The sequence below is a fragment of the Rhizobium sp. WW22 genome (assembly GCF_047041135.1).
Lineage (GTDB): Bacteria > Pseudomonadota > Alphaproteobacteria > Rhizobiales > Rhizobiaceae > Rhizobium.
On sequence record NZ_CP178199.1, the window covers coordinates 771241 to 789639 of the forward strand.

19 protein-coding genes and 1 pseudogene are annotated in these 18399 nt (G+C 59.0%); 13 read left to right on the forward strand and 7 right to left on the reverse strand.

Annotation, left to right across the window (positions count from 1 at the left end):
• The first annotated feature begins 38 nt into the window (after positions 1 to 38).
• Together ACK83U_RS22510 and ACK83U_RS22515 are read left to right on the forward strand one after the other, a co-directional pair.
• Positions 39 to 2111 (forward strand): putative bifunctional diguanylate cyclase/phosphodiesterase, encoded by a 2073-nt coding sequence (locus ACK83U_RS22510; RefSeq protein ID WP_112608892.1) that lies wholly within the window; start codon positions 39 to 41, stop codon positions 2109 to 2111.
• A gap of 156 nt (positions 2112 to 2267) precedes the next feature.
• Positions 2268 to 2699 (forward strand): VOC family protein, encoded by a 432-nt coding sequence (locus tag ACK83U_RS22515; RefSeq protein ID WP_112608894.1) that lies wholly within the window; start codon positions 2268 to 2270, stop codon positions 2697 to 2699.
• A 62-nt stretch (positions 2700 to 2761) separates the two neighbouring features.
• On the opposite strand, the gene ACK83U_RS22520 is transcribed toward ACK83U_RS22515, so the two are convergent.
• From ACK83U_RS22520 to ACK83U_RS22540, 5 genes are all read right to left on the reverse strand, one after another.
• Positions 2762 to 3592, reverse strand: coding sequence for an alpha/beta hydrolase (locus ACK83U_RS22520; RefSeq protein WP_112608896.1), 831 nt, complete (start codon positions 3590 to 3592; stop codon positions 2762 to 2764).
• Positions 3593 to 3629: 37 nt separating this feature from the next.
• Complete coding sequence (gene kynU, locus ACK83U_RS22525) at positions 3630 to 4877, reverse strand: kynureninase (RefSeq protein WP_112608898.1); 1248 nt, start codon at positions 4875 to 4877, stop codon at positions 3630 to 3632.
• Positions 4878 to 4896: 19 nt separating this feature from the next.
• Positions 4897 to 5820 carry an ABC transporter permease gene (locus ACK83U_RS22530; RefSeq protein ID WP_112608900.1) on the reverse strand — a complete coding sequence of 308 codons (924 nt, stop codon included), beginning with the start codon at positions 5818 to 5820 and terminating at the stop codon, positions 4897 to 4899.
• A 7-nt stretch (positions 5821 to 5827) separates the two neighbouring features.
• Positions 5828 to 6607, reverse strand: coding sequence for an ABC transporter ATP-binding protein (locus tag ACK83U_RS22535; protein WP_112608902.1), 780 nt, complete (start codon positions 6605 to 6607; stop codon positions 5828 to 5830).
• Positions 6608 to 6696: 89 nt separating this feature from the next.
• Positions 6697 to 7683: an ABC transporter substrate-binding protein gene (locus ACK83U_RS22540; protein WP_112608904.1), complete on the reverse strand. Its 987-nt coding sequence runs from the start codon at positions 7681 to 7683 to the stop codon at positions 6697 to 6699.
• A gap of 183 nt (positions 7684 to 7866) precedes the next feature.
• Between ACK83U_RS22540 and ACK83U_RS22545 the strand changes: the two genes are divergently transcribed.
• The 11 genes and pseudogenes from ACK83U_RS22545 (at position 7867) to ACK83U_RS22595 (ending at position 16308) form a co-directional block, all read left to right on the forward strand.
• A complete protein-coding gene (locus tag ACK83U_RS22545) occupies positions 7867 to 8595 on the forward strand; it encodes a GntR family transcriptional regulator (protein WP_112608906.1) in 729 nt (242 codons plus the stop codon).
• A 137-nt stretch (positions 8596 to 8732) separates the two neighbouring features.
• A complete protein-coding gene (locus ACK83U_RS22550) occupies positions 8733 to 8912 on the forward strand; it encodes a DUF4102 domain-containing protein (protein ID WP_184369865.1) in 180 nt (59 codons plus the stop codon).
• A 12-nt stretch (positions 8913 to 8924) separates the two neighbouring features.
• Positions 8925 to 9628: pseudogene (locus ACK83U_RS22555) on the forward strand (IS6 family transposase).
• A gap of 383 nt (positions 9629 to 10011) precedes the next feature.
• Positions 10012 to 10824, forward strand: coding sequence for a DUF2189 domain-containing protein (locus ACK83U_RS22560; protein ID WP_112608908.1), 813 nt, complete (start codon positions 10012 to 10014; stop codon positions 10822 to 10824).
• Positions 10825 to 10926: 102 nt separating this feature from the next.
• Positions 10927 to 11313, forward strand: coding sequence for a c-type cytochrome (locus ACK83U_RS22565; protein WP_112608910.1), 387 nt, complete (start codon positions 10927 to 10929; stop codon positions 11311 to 11313).
• Positions 11314 to 11549: 236 nt separating this feature from the next.
• The gene (locus tag ACK83U_RS22570) at positions 11550 to 12365 is read left to right on the forward strand and encodes a cytochrome c oxidase subunit II (protein ID WP_112608912.1); all 816 of its coding nucleotides are present in this window, start codon (positions 11550 to 11552) and stop codon (positions 12363 to 12365) included.
• Between the two features lie 55 nt (positions 12366 to 12420).
• On the forward strand, positions 12421 to 14199 hold the full coding sequence (locus tag ACK83U_RS22575; protein ID WP_112608914.1) for a cytochrome c oxidase subunit I: 1779 nt from the start codon (positions 12421 to 12423) through the stop codon (positions 14197 to 14199).
• Positions 14196 to 14900 (forward strand): cytochrome c oxidase subunit 3, encoded by a 705-nt coding sequence (locus ACK83U_RS22580; RefSeq protein ID WP_112608916.1) that lies wholly within the window; start codon positions 14196 to 14198, stop codon positions 14898 to 14900. Before ACK83U_RS22575 ends, ACK83U_RS22580 begins: the two co-directional genes overlap by 4 nt.
• A 20-nt stretch (positions 14901 to 14920) precedes the next feature.
• Positions 14921 to 15634, forward strand: a complete 714-nt coding sequence (locus ACK83U_RS22585) for a heme-copper oxidase subunit III family protein (protein ID WP_412475028.1) — start codon at positions 14921 to 14923, stop codon at positions 15632 to 15634.
• Between the two features lie 10 nt (positions 15635 to 15644).
• The gene (locus tag ACK83U_RS22590) at positions 15645 to 15977 is read left to right on the forward strand and encodes a cytochrome C oxidase subunit IV family protein (RefSeq protein WP_112339706.1); all 333 of its coding nucleotides are present in this window, start codon (positions 15645 to 15647) and stop codon (positions 15975 to 15977) included.
• A gap of 40 nt (positions 15978 to 16017) precedes the next feature.
• Complete coding sequence (locus ACK83U_RS22595) at positions 16018 to 16308, forward strand: rhomboid family intramembrane serine protease (RefSeq protein WP_246699012.1); 291 nt, start codon at positions 16018 to 16020, stop codon at positions 16306 to 16308.
• 127 nt (positions 16309 to 16435) lie between these two features.
• Here the strand turns inward: ACK83U_RS22595 and ACK83U_RS22600 are convergent, their stop codons facing one another.
• Positions 16436 to 17206 (reverse strand): SDR family NAD(P)-dependent oxidoreductase, encoded by a 771-nt coding sequence (locus ACK83U_RS22600; protein ID WP_112608918.1) that lies wholly within the window; start codon positions 17204 to 17206, stop codon positions 16436 to 16438.
• A gap of 57 nt (positions 17207 to 17263) precedes the next feature.
• Complete coding sequence (locus ACK83U_RS22605; RefSeq protein WP_112608920.1) at positions 17264 to 18376, reverse strand: MFS transporter; 1113 nt, start codon at positions 18374 to 18376, stop codon at positions 17264 to 17266.
• Positions 18377 to 18399 lie beyond the last annotated feature (23 nt).

The window sequence follows — 18399 nt, forward strand, 5'->3', positions numbered from 1 at the left end:
CTAATCTTCAAACTCGAATTGGCAAGGTCGACCTTCTTATGAATTCCGTTTGGCCCGACGCCCCGAACGACGATTTTCGGTCGCTTTTCAAGACACATCCGTCGCCGATGTGGGTCTATGATCCGCAGACGTTGAAGTTTCTGATCGTCAACGATGCGGCCCGCGACCTCTATGGCTATGGCGACGCGGATTTCGCGGTCATGACCGTGCTCGACATCAGGCCATCTATGGAGCGCGAGCGGATGCTGGATGCCGTGCACCACCGCACCGACATCGAGACGGCGCAGCGCTGGACGCATCTGAAGGCGGATGGCGATACATTCGAGGTTCTTACCTATGGGCGGGAGATCCGCTTCGACGGCAAGATAGCAATCCTGGCGATCGTGCAGGACCGTACCGAGGTTAATGCGGCACGGCGGCAGGTCGATGCCACCCAGTCGCTGCTCGACAGCATCGTCGACAATCTCCCCGTCGGCGTCTTCGTCAAGGATATGGAGCGGGACGGCCGTTATATTCTCTTCAATGAGGCGTGCGGCGCTATCGCTGGGCACGCAGCACAAGATGTGATCGGCAAGTCGGATCGGGCGATATTCTCCGATGAACAGACGGCGCTTTTCCGGGAGCAGGACAAGCTTGCCTTCGAAACCGCCGAAACCGTCTACTTCGAGGAAACCATTCACACTGTGGATGGCATGTTGCGTATTCTGAAGACAGCGAAGCGGGCGCTTCCCGCCCCGTCAGGGCAAGCGCCGCGCTATGTTCTCGGCATTTCCCAGGATGTGACCGAGGAGCGCAGCGTCGAGGCGCGGCTTGCGCATCTTGCCATGCATGATTCCCTGACCGGCCTTCCGAACAGAGCATTCTTTTCCGAGAGCATCGTGCGGCAGGTGGCGGCTGCGAGGCCGGAAAAGCCAATCGCGCTGCTCTACATCGATGTCGATCATTTCAAGCATATCAACGACAGCAAGGGCCATGCCGCCGGTGACATGCTCCTGCGCCAGGTTGCCGAACGCCTCCAGCAGCTTGCCGAGAGGAGCGATCTGGTCGCGCGCCTGGGCGGCGACGAGTTCGCGCTGGTTTTGCGGATGACGGATGCCGGGCGAGCCCGGCGCTTCGCCGATCTGCTGTTGCAATCGCTCTCGGCACCCTTCGATCTCGATGGCGTCCGGGAACATGTGACCTGCAGCATCGGTATTGCCATGGCGCCGGAGCACGGCAACGATGCTGATGTGCTGATGCGGGACGCAGATCTGGCGCTCTATGCCGCCAAGGCAAGTGGCCGCTCAACCTATCGCTTCTACCAGACGGAGATGCGGCTTGAAGCTGAACGGCGCCATCAGCTCACGCTGGAGCTTCGTGAGGCGTTGCAGAACGACGAATTCGAGCTCCATTACCAGCCGATCATCCGGCTGGACGGAGACGCTCTTTCCGGCTTCGAAGCTCTGATCCGCTGGCGCCATCCCAAGCGGGGGCTCATCGCGCCGGCGGAATTCATCCCCGTCGCCGAGGAAACGGGGATGATCGTTCCGATCGGAGACTGGGTGCTGCGGGAAGCTTGCCGGACCGCCATGGAGTGGCCGGAACATCTGAAAGCGGCCATCAACCTGTCCGTCTATCAGTTCCGGCATGCGAGCCTGCTGGCCACGGTCGTCTCGGCGTTGAGCGAAACAGGTCTCTGCCCCGGACGCCTGGAGATCGAGGTCACGGAATCCATCCTGCTTTCCGAGGTCGAGCAAAGCCTGTCGCTGCTGCGTGCCCTCAAAGAGCTTGGCATTCGCATCGCGATCGACGATTTCGGCACGGGCTATTCCTCGCTCAGCTATCTGCGCTCCTTCTCTTTCGACAAGATCAAGCTCGACCGCAGTTTCGTCGCCGGCATGGATGCCGATCCCGGCAATCTTGCCATCGTGCGGGCTGTTGTCGGTATTGCCTCCGGCTTCAATGCGGTGACCTTGGCCGAAGGCATCGAGACGGAGGCGCAATTGGCGAAATTGCGGGCCGAAGGCTATCACGAAGTGCAGGGTTTCCTGCTCGGGCGACCAATGTCACGCGAGGATGCCTTGGCGCGAATTTTAAACGAAGCCCGTCCCGCCCGGCTTATGCGCGCCTGAATGCCAGCGTATGGATGGTCGCGGAAGTCTGGGACGGGCGCGCGAGAATAATCGAAAAAATTCGGCGCCGGTTGTCGGGAAGGATGATCGGCCAACGTCCTTGGAACAGCCCATCGAAAGGGCATGACACCTAGAACCGTTCCCAAGGAGACGAACATGACCGATGCAGCAGATCAGACGCAGTCCCAGCAGCCACGCGTGCCGGTTCGCGGCGGCGTCGTAGCCTATCTGACTGTCGACGGCGCTGTGAAGGCCGCCGAATTCTACAAGCGCGCTTTCGGTGCCGAACAGGCCTTCATGTATCCGGTCGATGAAAAGGGCCGGACCATGCACATCCATCTCTATATCAACGGCAGTTCGGTCATGCTCGGCGACGCTTTTCCGGAATATGGCCATGCGCTGGAAAAGCCGCAGTCCTTCACGATGCAGCTCGTCGTCGATGACCTCGATTTCTGGTGGCAGCGTGCCGTCGATGCCGGCGCCGAAGTGGTCGTCGAACCGCAGGTGATGTTCTGGGGCGATCGCTGGGGCCAGCTCCGTGATCCCTTCGGCGTCGCCTGGGCGATGAATGCACCGGTCAACGGCTGACGACATGATGCCCTCGGTGTTTGTGGCGCCGAGGGCACCTCTTTTGTCCGGCTGCGAAGACGTTATTCGGCGAGCAAGGCCCGCGTCAGCGGATGTTCGGCCTCCATCAGGCCATCCAGAATTGAATAGTGATGCTTGTCGGGCTCCACCACCACCTCAGCGGCAGCGCCAAGTCCTGTCCAGATATTGGCAAGCAGCGCATTCTGGCGGACGAATTCGGCGCGTTCGGCACCTCCAACCCAGCAGGTGAGGCGGACGGTTTCGACCGGCTCCAGAAGCGCCGGGCTTTCGGCCTTTGCCTCCGCATCATCGATGCGAAGCTGCTCGTTCATGCTGCGCCTCATGATCGGCCGCAGGTCGTGAAGGCCGGAAATGGCAAGGATGTGGCGAATGCGTTTGCGGATTGTCTCACCGAGCGGCGATGTCGTCGTCATCATGCGGGCAACGAGCTGACCGCCGGCCGAGTGGCCAGTCAAAACGATAGGGCCACCGACGAGCTCGGCTGCTTTCGTGATCGCGGCGGCAATCTCCTTGCCGATCCCGGCGATGCGATTTTCCGGGCAAAGCGTGTAAGACGGGATCGCGACCGCGTATCCTCTGGCAATCGAGCCGGCCGCCAGGTGCGACCAGTAGCTTTTGTCCAGTTGCAGCCAGTAACCGCCATGGACGAAAACCACCAATCCCTGCGGCTGGCCTTCGGGCAGAAAGAGATCGAAGCGATTGCGCTCCGCAGGACCATAGGCCAGATCGAGTTTTGCGCGTCCCGCGGTTGTTAGCCTGTCGCGGAAAGACTTAGCCGGTTCGACCCAGGCGGCCGGCCATTGATCGCCGTCGACGATATAAGCGCCGTTGGTATAGGCGGCGTCCCAATCGGTGACCCGGAAATAGCTCATGTTCAGCTTCCTCTCTCCAGCTAACGACGCCTATAGATCAGGTTACGGCCGCGCGCACCGCAAAGCGTGCGTCCTTCCATGATCCGCTGCTCAGGATTTCCTCGAGCACCGTCACAGCACGCCATACGTCGCGATATGAGACATAGAGCGGCGTGAAGCCGAAGCGCAATGTCGACGGGGCGCGGAAGTCGCCGATAACGCCGCGCTCGATCAGCGCCTGCATGACTTCATAGGCGTTGCTATGGATGAAGGACACCTGACTGCCGCGCTTTTCGCTGTCGCGCGTCGTCTCGAGCTCGACACCATATTGGCCGCATTTGGTTTCGACCAAGCGGATGAAGAGATCGGTCAGCGCTATGCTCTTCCGGCGCAAGACTTCCATGTCCACCTCGTCCCAGATGGAGAGCGCCCCTTTCAGAGCCCGAAGCGACAGGATTGGCTGGGTGCCGCAGAGGAAACGCTTGATGCCGGCATCGCCGTCGAAGTTCTGTTCGAAGGCAAAGGGGCGAGCGTGGCTCCACCAGCCGCTGAGCGGCTGAACGATCGATGCGTGATGACGCTTCGCCGCATAGATGAAGGCCGGCGCCCCCGGGCCGCCATTCAGATATTTGTAAGTGCAGCCGACGGCAAAATCGGCATTCGCACCGTCGAGATCGACCGGCAGAGCGCCGGCGCTGTGGCACAGATCCCAGATGACGAGCGCACCCGCCGCCTGGATGCGCTTCGTCAGCGCCACCATGTCGCGCAGCTCGCCGCTCTTGTAGTTGACGTGATTGACGAGCACGACGGCGACGCTGTCGTCGATCAGCTCCTCGATGGTGCTGGCATCACGGCCCTCAAGGCGGAGCGTGATGCCGGGGCGCGTCGAAAGGACGCCTTCGGCCATGTAGATATCGGTCGGGAAACTGTCGCCCTCTGCCACGATCACGTTGCGGCCTGGTCGCATTGCGAGCGCCGCATGAAGCGTTTTGTAGATATTGATCGAGGTGGAGTCGGTGACCACGGTCTGGCCTTCGGCGGCGCCGATCAGCCGGCCGACGCGGTCGCCGAGCTCCAGCGGCAGATGAAACCATCCGGCGCTGTTCCAGCTACGGATCAGGCCGTTGCCCCATTCTTCCATGGCGGCCTGGCGCACTTCGGCAAAGACCTCGTGCGAGGCTGCACCGAGCGAATTGCCGTCGAGATAGATGACGCCGGCGGGCAGGGCAAAGCGGCTGCGGAAGACGCGCAGCGGGTCGGCCTCGTCCATGGCCTCGACGGCGGCGAGATCGGGAAGGCTATCCATGATGTCGTTGCCTCGTAATCTATTCGCGAATGGTTTCTCGGGCGGCAGCTCCGCCGCGGCTGCGGCGGATGCTCGGCAGCGCCAGCATGATCAGCACGAACAGGCCGGTTGCGAGCTTCAGGTTCGGCGGCGGCATGCCGGCGGCAAGGCACAGCGACACCAGCTGATAGTAGATGATGGAGCCGACGAACGGCGCCAGTAGCTGACGCAACACGGTCTGCTTGCCGGTAAAGGCTTCGCCGATCATGAGCGCGGCAAGACCGTTGATCAGGATGCCGATACCCATGTTGACATCGGCAAAGCCCTGCGACTGGACCATCAGTGCACCGCTTGCGGCTGAAAAGGCGCTGGCGATGCCGACGCCGCCGATGGTGGCCGCCCAGACATTGATGCCCTGCGCCTCGGCCATGTCGGGATTGGAGCCAACGGCACGCATGGCTGTGCCCTTTTCCGTCTTGAAATAGAGATTGAGGGCGATCAACACGATAATGGCCAGCAGGCCGGCGATGACGATCTTGCTTGCGGGAAAGCCCGGCGTCGTGAAAGGTACCCAGTCGAACACAGTCGGCGAGCCGAAGACGGAGAGGTTCGATTTGCCCATGATCCCGAGATTGACGCTATAAAGCATCGTCGACATCAGGATGCCGGCGAGCAGCGTATGAATGCGGAAGCGCAGGTGAATGAAGGCCGTGCAGCAGCCGGCGGCAAGGCCGACGACGAAAGCAACGGCGATCGCCAGCGGCGGTGTGACGCCCGCAGCAAGCAGAATACCGCAGACACAGCCGCCGAGCGGAAACGCGCCTTCACTGGTCAGATCCGGAAAGCTCAGCATCCGGAACGGGATCATGATGCCGAGGACGACGAAGCTCAGGATGAAGCTCTGGGCTAGTGTGACCGGGATGAGCGAGACGAAGCTCGAAACGGTTGTCTGAATGAAGTCCATCATGATCTCAGCTCACCAGCAGCATGCGGTCGGTCTTGACGGCAAAGTGGCCGATCAGCTCGGGTACTGTGATGCGTCGCTTGCCATCCCCGGTAATTTCGAGATGGACGCGGCCGGCATCGAGCATGATGATGCTGTCGCCGAAATCGACGGCGTGCTGCATGTTGTGCGTCACCATCAATGTCGTCAGCTTGAGCGCCTCGACCGTGCGCACCGTTGCCTGCATGACGATATCGGCGGTGCGCGGATCGAGTGCTGCCGTATGTTCATCCAGCAAAAGCACGTCGGGCGAACCGCCGACTGCCATGATGAGGGATAGCGATTGGCGCTGGCCGCCCGAAAGCAGCTCGACCTTGGTGTCCAGCCGGTTTTCGAGGCCGAGACCAAGCACGGCCAGGCGCTCCTTGTAGGCGGCGAGGCGGGCGGCATTCAGGCCGGGACGAAATCCTCTGCTCTTGCCGCGCAGTTCCGCGAGAAGCATGTTCTCGCCGACCGTCATGCTGGCGGCGGTGCCCTTCATCGGGTCCTGGAACACGCGCGCAAGCCGCGCGGCGCGCTTGTGGACCGGCATGCCGGTGACGTCGTTGCCGTTGATGAGGATCTGACCGGAATCGAGGCTGAGAGCGCCCGAAATCGCATTCAGCATGCTGCTCTTGCCGGCGCCGTTCGAGCCGATCACGACGCCGAATTCGCCTGTCTTGAGGGAGAGCGTCAGGCCATTGAGCGCGACCTTCTCGTCGGGCTGGCCTTTATAGAAAACCTTGCGCGCGGATTTGATATCCAGCATCCGTGCCTCCCCTGCGGTATAGGGTTATGAAATGGCGGCATCCCTGACGCCGCCATGGAAAGGAATTATGCAGTAGAGGATGCCGCCTATTACTTCGTGAAGCAATTGCAATCGGCAAGCGAAGCCGGAACCTCGGCACCGAAGGCTTTCAACACGCTCTTGTTTATCAGCGGCGCGTGGTCCTTATAAGCTGGGACGGAGGGCTTGATCGTCTTCGGATCGGCACCCTTCAAGATTTGCGCGGCGATCTTGCCGGCGTTTTCGCCAACCTGCTCGTAGTTGACGGCAAAGCTTGCCGGAACGACGCCGTTGCGAACAGCCGCGTCGTCGGAGTTGACGATCGGGATCTGTGCCTGGCGGGCGGCGGCGGCAACGGCGGGGATTGCCGGCTGCAACAGGTTGGAAGCGGGCGTGTAGATGACATCCGCCTTGCCCGCGAGCGATGCGATGCGCTGTTGGATGTCATTGACATTGTCGACGCCGACGGGAACCACTTCGAAGCCGGCTGCCGGAGCGGCCGCCTTGACCTTGTCGAGCAGCGCCACGTCGTTGGCTTCGCCCGGATTGTAGGGAATGCCGATACGCTTGGCATTCGGAAGCAGCTTCTTGGTAAAGGTCAGGATCGCGGAGATGTCCTGCAGATCGCTTGAGCCGGTGATGCCGACGTCGCCTGCATCCCAGGACGGCACGAGCTTGGCGGCGACGGGATCGGTGACCGCAGTAAAGACGATCGGAATGCCGGAGCCGGCGAGCGCCTTCTTGGCGATCTGCGACACGGGCGTGGTGACCGTGTATATCAGCTTCGGATGTTCGGACTGCAGCTTGGCGATCATCTGCGGAACGAGCGAGGCGTCGAAGCTCGTATTGCTCTCGGAGTAGACGACATCCTTGCCTTCGACGAAGCCGTTGTCGGCGAGTGCCTTCTTGAAGCCGGCGATCGAAGCATTGAGCTGCGGATGTTCGCCGAAATTGGCGATTGCGATCTTGATCGGTTCGGCCGATGCCGTCGCAACACTGGCAACGAACGCGCCGGCAACGACGAGGCCGGAGAGCCATTTAGATGTAGATCTCAGCATATTTTCCTCCCGGATAGACAAGGAGCCGTGTTCCATCGGCTCTCTTGACGAGGGATCATAGCGACTGCCGCAAGACTGTCAATTTACGATATATGATATTCACGATAGAGAGGTTTTATATATAATTTTGGCAGCAGATGATTTTATATATAATCCGAGCCTGAGGGGACTGGGACGAGGATCATGCAAGACACGGATGCCCTAAGCAAGACGGAGGCGGCTTACTGGCTGTTGCGGCGCGACATCCTCAATACCAGGTTAAGGCCGGGTGCCTCGCTAAGGTTGAGCATGCTTCGGGACACCTACGGCGTCGGCTGGACGCCGCTGCGCGAGGCGCTGTCGCGGTTGGAAGCTGAAAAGCTGGTTACCGCCGTCAGCAATCGCGGCTTTGCGGTCGCCCCCGTATCGCGCGCCGAACTGGAGGATCTGACGCGGGCACGTATGATCGTGGAGCTGCCGCTTTTCATGGAATCGATCGAGAAGGGCGGGCCGGATTGGGAATCGGCTGTTGTGACGGCGCATTACCGCCTGTCACGCTGCAAGATCGTGCTCGGGTCGCCCTCCGACGAAATGGCGGACGAATGGGACGAGAAGCACAATGCCTTTCATGCAGCACTTGTCAGTGCTGCGACATCGAACTGGCTTCAGCGCTTCCGGTCCACCATCGCGGATCAGCTTCGCCGCCACCATCGTTTTCTCGGTCTGGCACCGACGCAGCGCGCGGCCGCCGGCCTCTCCATCGGCTACGAACAAGCTGCCGCCGCCCTGCAGGACGCCATGGCGATCGAGCATCATACGGCCCTGATGGACGCCGCCCTCGACCGCGATATCGAGCGTGCACGCGCTCTGATGACCGAGCATATCGGCTATACGCTGCAGGTTTATATCCGCTCGGAGGATAAAGACGGGTAACTCCACTATATCAAATTCCACTAAATAGCGCTACTATATCAATTGGTTAGCTTGATACGTTCGCCGATTGGCCGCTACCAATATCCTGCGGTTTTCGGCCACGGTGGTATCCTGTTCAAAGTCTTGGAGGGCGCTAAATGGGCAAGCGCAGCGCCGTGCTTTTGACCAAGCGCATCGTTGACGCGGCTCGACCCGATCATGAACGCTACCACGTTTGGGATAGCGAGCTTTCCGGCTTCGGTCTTCGCATCGTTCCCACCGGCGTCAAGATATTCATCGGTGATGCGAGGTTAACGGTAGCTGAAGCCCTTGGCTGATAATCGGCAGCCATGATCCAAGCCAGTGTCAGTTATAAGCGTCATCGTTTTCCGCCCGCTGTGATTGGCCATGCAGTCTGGCTATACGCGCGATTTCCGCTGAGCCTGCGGCTGGTGGAAGAGACGCTGCTGGAGCGCGGCATCGTCGTTTTTTATGAGACGGTTTGATGCTGGGCGAGAAAGTTCAGCCCGGACTATGCCGGCCGTTTCCGGCGGAAATCGCCAAGCGCCAGCGATGTGTGGTGTCTCGACGAAGTCGTCGTGACGATTGGCGGGAGAAAACACTGGCTGTGGCGCGCCGTCGATCAGGATGGCTACGATCTCGACGAGATCGTCCAGAGCCGACATAACACCAAGGCTGCCAAGCGTCTTCTTGTCCGGTTGATGAAAAAGCAGGGATGCCCTCCAAAGCGCATGGTCACTGACAAGCTGCGCTCCCATGGTGCAGCACGACGCCAAGTCATGCCGACAGTCGAGCATCGATCGCATAAGGGCCTGAACGATCGCGCCGAGAACTCGCATCTACCTTTGCGAAAACGAGAGCGGTCATGCAGGGATTTCGGTCGCCGGGCGAGTTGCAAAGATTCCTGTCCGTCTTTTCGGCGGTCCGAAATCTCTTCGGCCCGCCTCACTCGAAACACTCAGCCCTCGCCAGCCATCTGCATCGCCTCAGGGCTATTGCACATTGGAAGGCCGTTACCGGCGCTGCAGCCTGATCCAGGTATTTCGCAAAGGGACTATCTCGCGGATTTAACCTGGCTCACCGCGCGTTGGCCAAGGCGTGCGGTGAGACGCCTGCTTTGCTCAACAGGTTGCTTACCCGGTTACGTCGGTGAATAGGAGGAGCCGATTACCGGACGGACAAAGGGCGATATCTGACAGCCGCAGGCGAATATTGTCTTCCATGTACTGAAGTTCAAAATCGTCGATCATTTGGCATCATGAATGAATAGTATCTAATTTCATAATTTAAAGAATAGGCGACAAAAGCGATAAGATTTGATAAACTTACGTTAGCCGGTTGCGGTTTGATTGTAGATAAAATTCGCCGGACGTCTTTGCAGCGCCAGCCGGTATGTGGTGCAGGAGGAGAGATGTTATGGTGGCATTTCACGTCATGGCCGGTGCGAGCGGCGAATTTGCGCGTCCGGAAGTGCGGAAGATAAGGATCGGGGATCTTATCGATGCGCTGAGATTGGGGTTTAATGATTTCAGAGAAAAGCCCTCACATTACGTTTTTCTCTGTCTTATATATCCGATCACAGGCGTTTTCCTGATCATGTGGAGCTCCGGCGCTAACCTGATGCCGTTGCTTTATCCCTTGATGTCCGGCTTTGCGCTGGTTGGCCCGATTGCGGCCCTTGGCCTTTATGAAATCAGTCGACGCCGTGAACAGGGACTGGATAGCTCATGGTATCACGCGCTGGAGGTCGGCCGCTCTCCGGCACTGCCATCGATCATTGCCGTGGGCTTTATGCTGTTCGCGCTTTTCATCGCTTGGTTATTTGTCGCGCAGCACATCTACACCCTGACCTTCGGCAACGCCGGTCTGACCTCGGTCTCCGGCTTCCTGCTAGATGTGTTGACCACGTCTCGAGGTCTCTCCCTTATATTTTGGGGAAACTTGGCCGGTTTCGTTTTCGCAATAATTGCGTTAGCGACGACTGTGGTGACCTTTCCGCTGCTGCTCGACCGGGATGTCGGCGCAACCGCAGCCATAAATGCGAGCATACGCGCCACGCTTGCCAATCCAGGACCTGTTGCGCTTTGGGGATTGATCGTCGCGGCGCTGCTCGTCGTCGGCACGATCCCGATTTTTGTCGGCCTTGCGGTCGTCATGCCCATCCTCGGGCATTCAACTTGGCACCTGTATCGGAAATTGATTACCGCCTATCCGAACCGCATGTCTTGAATTCACAAAGGAAACTTCCCCCGGATCATCTTCCAAGCCATTACGACCTATCCGATGGGAGTCGCGTCGTTTGGAATAGCGATGAAGAGAGTGAGGACTACCATGTCTTGGCGTTTTCTTCCGATCTGTCTGCTTCTTGCCATTGCCGCCCCGCTTGGCGCTCTCGCGCAGGAGGGCGATGCGACGGCAGGAGCTATTGTTTTCAAGAAATGCGCCATTTGCCATATAGTTGAAACGGACCAGAACAAGATCGGACCTTCGCTGAATGGCCTGTTCGGCAGAACGGCCGGAACACATCCGAATTTCGCGTATTCGCCGGCAATGCAGCAGGCAGGTAAAGACGGCCTCGTTTGGAGCGAGACATCGCTCCGCGACTATTTGCACGATCCCAAAGTGAAGGTCAAAGGCACGAAAATGACCTTCATCGGGCTTAAGGACGATACCGAGATTACTAATCTGATCGCCTATCTGAAGCAATATTCCAAATAGCCAGATGCCAAGTGTGGACGAGTTGTCTTCTGCGTCGCCGGGTTGGATCGGCGAAATTCGGTTCCGCGATTTGACACAGCCGATCTGTTCGCGCGGCGTCTTTGGGCCCGACATGGTTTGCCAAGATTAACCGCTGTCGTCGCCACAATTGCCCGCCTGACCTCTTCATGAGATAATACTAAAACGTCTCGCGATGGGATTATTGAAATATTCGCGGCCGGGTCAGGGAGGCGACAATGGCTGTCGTCGTGGTTCTCGTTCTGCTGGTGGTGGGATCGATCACGTTCCATCTGCTGAGCCCTTGGTGGTGGACGCCGATAGCGTCGAACTGGAGCTACATCGACAATACGATGGTCATCACCTTCTGGATCACCGGCTTCGTTTTCGCGGCGGTGGTGTTGTTTATTGCTTATTGCATCCTCCGTTTCAGACATCGCCCCGGAAACCAAGCGGCATATCAACCGGAAAACAAGCGGTTGGAATGGTGGCTTGCCGGGGGAACCGCAATTGGCGTGGCTGCGATGCTCGCGCCGGGCCTGATCGTTTGGAAACAGTTCGTGACGGTCCCAGCCGATGCCAGCGCAGTCGAAGTCGTCGGGCAGCAATGGCAATGGAGTTTCCGGCTGCCGGGCGCGAACGGCCACCTCGGGCGAGCTGATACGCGCAACGTTACTGCGGACAACCCGCTCGGTTTGGACAAGAACGATCCCGCGGGAATGGACGATGTCATCATCCAGGGTGGCGAGTTGCACCTGCCCGTCGGAAAGCCGGTCAAATTGCTCCTGCGCTCGATCGACGTCATTCACGATTTCTACGTGCCGCAGTTCCGAGGCAAGATGGACATGATCCCGGGCACGGTCACCTACTACTGGTTCACGCCCACACGGACTGGAACATTTGAAGTTCTCTGCTCGGAACTTTGCGGCGTCGGCCATCCGCAGATGCGCGGCACGGTCGTCGTCGAAACCGAGGTCGCCTATCAAGCCTGGCTGCAGCAACAGCAGACTTTCTCGCAATCGCTGGCGTCGATGGAAAAGCCGGCGGTCAAGTAATGCCGCGCATGCTTGAAGGGAAAAGCTGTTTCGGAGGGAATAGGGAGGATGTGATATGGTCGATATTGGATCCGGCACCGAGCAGGTCATCCGGCCCGCTGAAGTCGAGGATGTGGAGCTTTATCACCCGAAAAGCTGGTGGACGAGATACGTCTTCAGTCAGGATGCCAAGATCATCGCCATTCAGTACGGGCTAACCGCCATCTCGATCGGCATGGTGGCGCTGGTGCTGTCCTGGTTGATGCGGCTGCAGCTCGGGTTTCCTGGCTATTTTTCTTTCATCGACTCAGAGCATTATTATCAGTTCATCACCATGCACGGCATGATCATGGTGATCTATCTGCTGACGGCTCTGTTCCTCGGCGGCTTCGGAAACTATCTGATCCCCTTGATGCTCGGTGCGCGTGACATGGTATTCCCCTATGCGAACATGCTGAGCTACTGGCTTTATCTGCTCGCGGTCATCGTGCTGGTCATCGGCTTTTTCGCGCCCGGCGGACCAACGGGTGCCGGCTGGACGCTATATCCGCCGCAGGCACTTCTATCTGGGACGCCAGGAGGGCGCGATTGGGGCATCATCTTGATGTTGTCATCGTTGATCCTGTTCATCATCGGCTTTACGATGGGTGGGCTCAACTATGTCGTCACGGTGCTGCAGGGTCGCGCCCGTGGCATGACGCTGATGCGAATGCCCTTGACGGTATGGGGTATATTCACCGCCACCGTCATGGCGCTGCTCGCCTTCCCTGCGCTCTTCGTCGCCGCCGTCATGATGCTGTTTGACCGCTTGCTCGGCACGAGTTTCTTCATGCCCGCTATCGTCGAGATGGGCGAACAGTTGAAGCAAGGGGGTGGCAGCCCTATCCTTTTCCAGCATCTATTCTGGTTCTTCGGTCACCCCGAAGTCTATATCGTCGCGCTTCCGGCCTTCGGTATCGTCTCGGACCTGATCAGCACGCATGCGCGCAAGAACATTTTCGGCTACCGGATGATGGTCTGGGCGATCGTCATCATCGCAGCGCTAAGCTTTGCCGTATGGGCACATCATATGTATGTCAGCGGCATGAACCCGAACTTCGGGTTCTTTTTCGCGACCACGACGTTGATTATCGCCATCCCGACCGCCATCAAGGTCTATAACTGGGTATTGACGCTTTGGCGCGGCAATATCCATCTGACATTGCCGATGCTGTTTGCCCTCGCCTTCATCGTCACATTCATCAATGGTGGGCTGACAGGTCTCTTTCTTGGCAATGTCGTCGTCGACGTACCGCTGTCCGATACCATGTTCGTCGTTGCCCATTTCCACATGGTGATGGGGGTAGCGCCGATCCTGGTGATCTTCGGTGCAATCCACCATTGGTATCCGAAAATCACGGGGCGCATGCTTAACGTGACGATGGGGCATATCCACTTCTGGATAACCTTTCTCGGCGCCTATGCAATCTTCTTCCCGATGCACTATCTCGGCCTGATGGGCGTTCCGCGCCGCTATTACGAGCTTGGCGAAACGGCTTTCATTCCGCCGTCGGCGCACACGCTGAACATGTTCATCACCGTTGCTGCGTTGATCGTGGGGGCTGCGCAGCTTGTGTTCCTGTTTAATCTCGCCTGGAGCCTTCGCTGGGGCAGGCAAGCGGGCGGCAATCCATGGCGCGCGACGACGTTGGAATGGCAGACACCGCAAACGCCGCCCGTTCATGGCAATTGGGGTAAGGAGTTGCCGATCGTCTACCGCTGGCCGTATGATTACAGTGTCCCCGGTGCAAGTCAGGACTTCCTGCCGCAGAACCAGCCGGCTTCGGGCGGATTGTCCGAAGGGGCGTCGTCATGAGCGCCATTCTCATCTTCATGGCCGGCATCGCCGGCATCATCATCTGGTGGATGGCAGGGCAGCGGTTGACCTCGAAACCCTGGTTGGAAGCAGGGCCGGCGGGCGATGCGCCGGAGATGCGCGGATCACCGGCGACTGCGGCGAAAGTCGGTCTCGGCATCTTTCTTGCTGTCGTCGGCGCCTTGTTCACGCTCCTTGTCAGCGCCTATCTTATCCGTCTCAGCGGCTCCGACTGGTGGAGTATTCCAATCCCGCGCGTGCTTTGGGTCAATACCGCCACCCTTGCCGCCAGTAGCGTCGCGCTGCAATGCGCAAAAACCGAAGCCCGTCTTGACCGCGGCGACGTGCTGAACACGGCGCTTGCCGTGGCGTTCGTGTTGGCTGTCCTCTTTCTCGGCGGACAGGTTCTGGCGTGGCGGCAACTGGTGTCGGCAGGCTATGTGCTCGCGGACAACCCATCAAACAGCTTCTTCTATATGATTACAGGATTGCATGGCCTCCACATTCTGGGCGGACTTTTCGTGCTCGGACGGACGACAATCCGCGCCCGGACCAGCCGTGTGCGGGCAAAAGTCAGCCTGAGCGTGGATCTCTGCGCCATCTATTGGCATTTCATGCTCGTTGTCTGGCTGATCCTTTTTGCGCTCTTCGCGGGCTGGGCAAATAGTTTTGTCGATCTCTGCCGTCAATTGGTCACTTGAGGAGCTTCGATGATGACCGAATCCATAGAACGACCGGCAAACGATCCACTTCTGCAGCCCATGGGACTGCGCGGCGGGCGGCTGATCTGTCGTCGGACCAGCGGGCGTTCAAAAACGTCTCCTGGGGCAAGGCGATGATGTGGATCTTCCTCCTGAGCGACACCTTCATCTTTGGCTGCTTTCTGCTGGCCTATATGACGGCGCGCATGTCGACCATCGTCCCCTGGCCTAATCCCAGCGAGGTTTTCGCCCTGACGATCGGAGGCACGCAAATTCCACTGATCCTGATCGCCATCATGACGTTCGTCCTCATCAGCAGCAGCGGCACGATGGCCATGGCCGTCAACTTCGGTTACCGCCACGATCGTCGCAAAACCGCCGCGCTGATGTTGGCGACGGCGGCCTTCGGAACGACATTCGTCGGAATGCAGGCATTCGAATGGACCAAACTGATCACGGAAGGGGTGCGGCCCTGGGGAAACCCGTGGGGTGCGGCGCAGTTCGGCTCATCCTTTTTCATGATCACGGGCTTTCACGGCACCCACGTCTCGATCGGGGTGCTTTTCCTTCTGATCATCGCACGCAAGGTGTGGCGAGGAGACTTCGACCAAGAAAGGCGCGGGTTCTTCACCAGCCGCAAAGGCAATTACGAGATCGTCGAGATCATGGGACTATACTGGCACTTCGTCGATCTGGTCTGGGTATTCATCTTTGCATTCTTCTATCTGTGGTGAGGATGGCATCATGGCGCAGGGACAAGCACATTCCGGACAGCAGCATCCAATAAAGCTTTACATGGTCGTCTGGGGACTGCTTTTCGTCCTCAGTACCTTCTCCTATCTCGTCGATTATCTCGGCATTCAGAGCTATCTCAGATGGTTCCTGATCCTTTTGTTCATGATCCTGAAAGCGGGTTTGATCGTTGCCATTTTCATGCATATGGCTTGGGAGCGGCTGGCATTGATCTACGCCATCTTGCTTCCCCCGGTCTTCGTGCTTGTCTTCACTGCTTTGATGGTGTCGGAATCGCACTACACGGTCCTCACCCGACTTGCCTTTTTGGGGCCTGGTCCGTAAGCTCTGGCACCATCCAGCCATCCCTGAAACAGGGCATCAAATGCTCGCCTTATGGCGGGCCGGGATTCTGCTTGAGCGCCTGATCGGCTGGCGCCGGTTTGCCGTTCTATTTTGCGTGAGCGCGATTGGCGGCTCGGCGGCATCGCTTCTGATCAACCCAGACAACATGCTCGGCGTCGGGGCATCGGGCGGGATTATCGGCCTGTTTGCGGCCGTCATCGTGGCAAACTTTCATTTTCCGTCGGGGCCGCTGCCTGAGGCCTTGCGGATAGGCGCGATACGGATCTCGTACTTCCATCCTGCCGCGCCGGCCAGACCGCCGGTGGCATGAATATCGATTATGCGGCTCATCTCGGCGGCGCAGTTGGGAGCGAGGAAGATGCGGTGGTCCCTCCCGCAGTGAGGCGCGGCATGCGAGTTCCGATAGATTTTAGAAGATCTAAAAGACCGACGATGAATTATTTCGGCAGAGTCACGCCTGAGATCTCCTCGCAGATTGCGATGAGGCGGTCTTGAAGCGCTGGATCATGAGCCTGCGGGTTCGCGGTTCGACGCTTCAGATGATAGAAGTATTCTCCCGTGACATCCGCTCTTGGGTCCTCACCGGCTGCCAACCAAGCCTGGGTCAGATGCGCCTGCGCCATGTCGTCGGGCGCGCCAGCGCCTCCCATCTTGGTTGGCACCCACCCCGGCTCCAGCGCATTCGAGAACACGTCCTTCCAGCGGCGCGCGACAGCAAAGGCAAGCATCGCGTCATGCAGCTTGCTTTCCGCGTAGGCCTCAGATCCATTCCACCGACGCTTTTTCCAGAGAATGTCGTTGAGGTTGGCGTCTGCATGATGGTGCATGCCGGAAGACAGGTAGACGAGCCGCTTGGGGCGGTCGATCAGTGCAGTAAAAATATAGGCTGACAGCGTATTGATGGCGAAGACATGCGGCAGGCCCTCGGTGGTGAGATGGTGGGCCTCCCGGTATCCGACAGCGGCGTTGTGGATGACCGCGTCGAACCGGCCAAGCGCGTTGACGCTCGCCGCGACTTCCTTTGCGCCCGCGACAGTCTCGAGATCGCCGATGACGACAGTTTCAGCCTGGGGCAGGGCGCGGCGGGCATCTTCGGCACGTGCGGTGTTTCGGGCATGCAGCACAACTTGATGACCTTGCTCGGCTAAAAGCCCAGCCGCCATGAGGCCAAGGCCGGTGGACGAACCGGTAACAAAGATGCGGGACATGACCAGCCTCCTTTATGTGAACGGCGAATTTCTCTCGCCGGAAATATTGAACGATGGTTAGGCTTTCGAAAAGCGGGCGGTGCGAACGAGCACAGCGCCAATGACAGCGCAGGTTGCGCCGAACAAGTAGACAGATGCATAACCAAATTCTGCTGCAATGGCACCGCTGACAGGGCCTGAGACGCCATAGGCGATGTCGAGAAAAGCCACGAAAGCGCCCATGGCACTGCCTCTGTTAGCAGGAGGCACCCGCTTCAAGGCTTCCACACCAAGAGCCGGAAAGATCAGGGCGCAACCGAGACCCGTAATCAGCGCGCCGGCAAGCGCCGCTGTCTCACTTGACGCTGTCCATATGATCAATTGGCCGGTTGCCTCGATCACCAAAGACCAGAGTGCGACGCGATACCCACTCACCTTGTCGGGCAGTGAGCCGAAGACAACCCGTACGAAGATGAAGCCGACACCGAATGCAGTCATCACGAATCCCGCATTGTCCCAGTGGCGGGCAGCGAAATAGAGTGATGCGAAAGCGGTCAGCCCGGAGAGACCCACACCCTGCAGCATCAGCCCGGCTCCTTCGCGCCAGATTTGACTGATCACCTTGTGGAAGGGCAGGCGAGGGCCGGGAGGGGTAGCATAAGGATGCTCGCGGAGGGCGATGACACCGGCGACCGCTGGCGCCAGAACGCACGCCATCATCGCGGTCTCCAGACCCCAGGCCCGATAAAGCCCCATACCGATCGGCGCGCCGATAGCCAGAGCCGCAAACATTGCGATGCCGGTCCAGGACATCGACATGCCTGCACGCTGCGGCCCTACTGAAGCAATTGACCATGAGACACAGCCGGTGACAAAGAGGCTCTCCCCCAGACCTGCGATCAGCCGGCCGACAAAGATAAGTGCAAGGCTGATATTAGCCGAAAGCACAGGCATAGCGGCTGCCAGATAGAGCGCGCCCGCGGTTGCGCTGATCGCAGCACCCCGCAATGCCGAATGCTTGCCGCCGTGGAGGTCGGTCAGGTGTCCCGCGTAGCCGCGGCTAAGTACAGTCGCCAGGAATTGAATGCCGATGACCACGCCAACGACGAGACTGTTGAAGTCGATCTTGTCGTGGATAACCGGAAGCGGTAGCCCAACTGCGAGATAGCCACAGAAGAGCGCACCGATAATGCCGGGGGCGGGGCGGGAAAGGT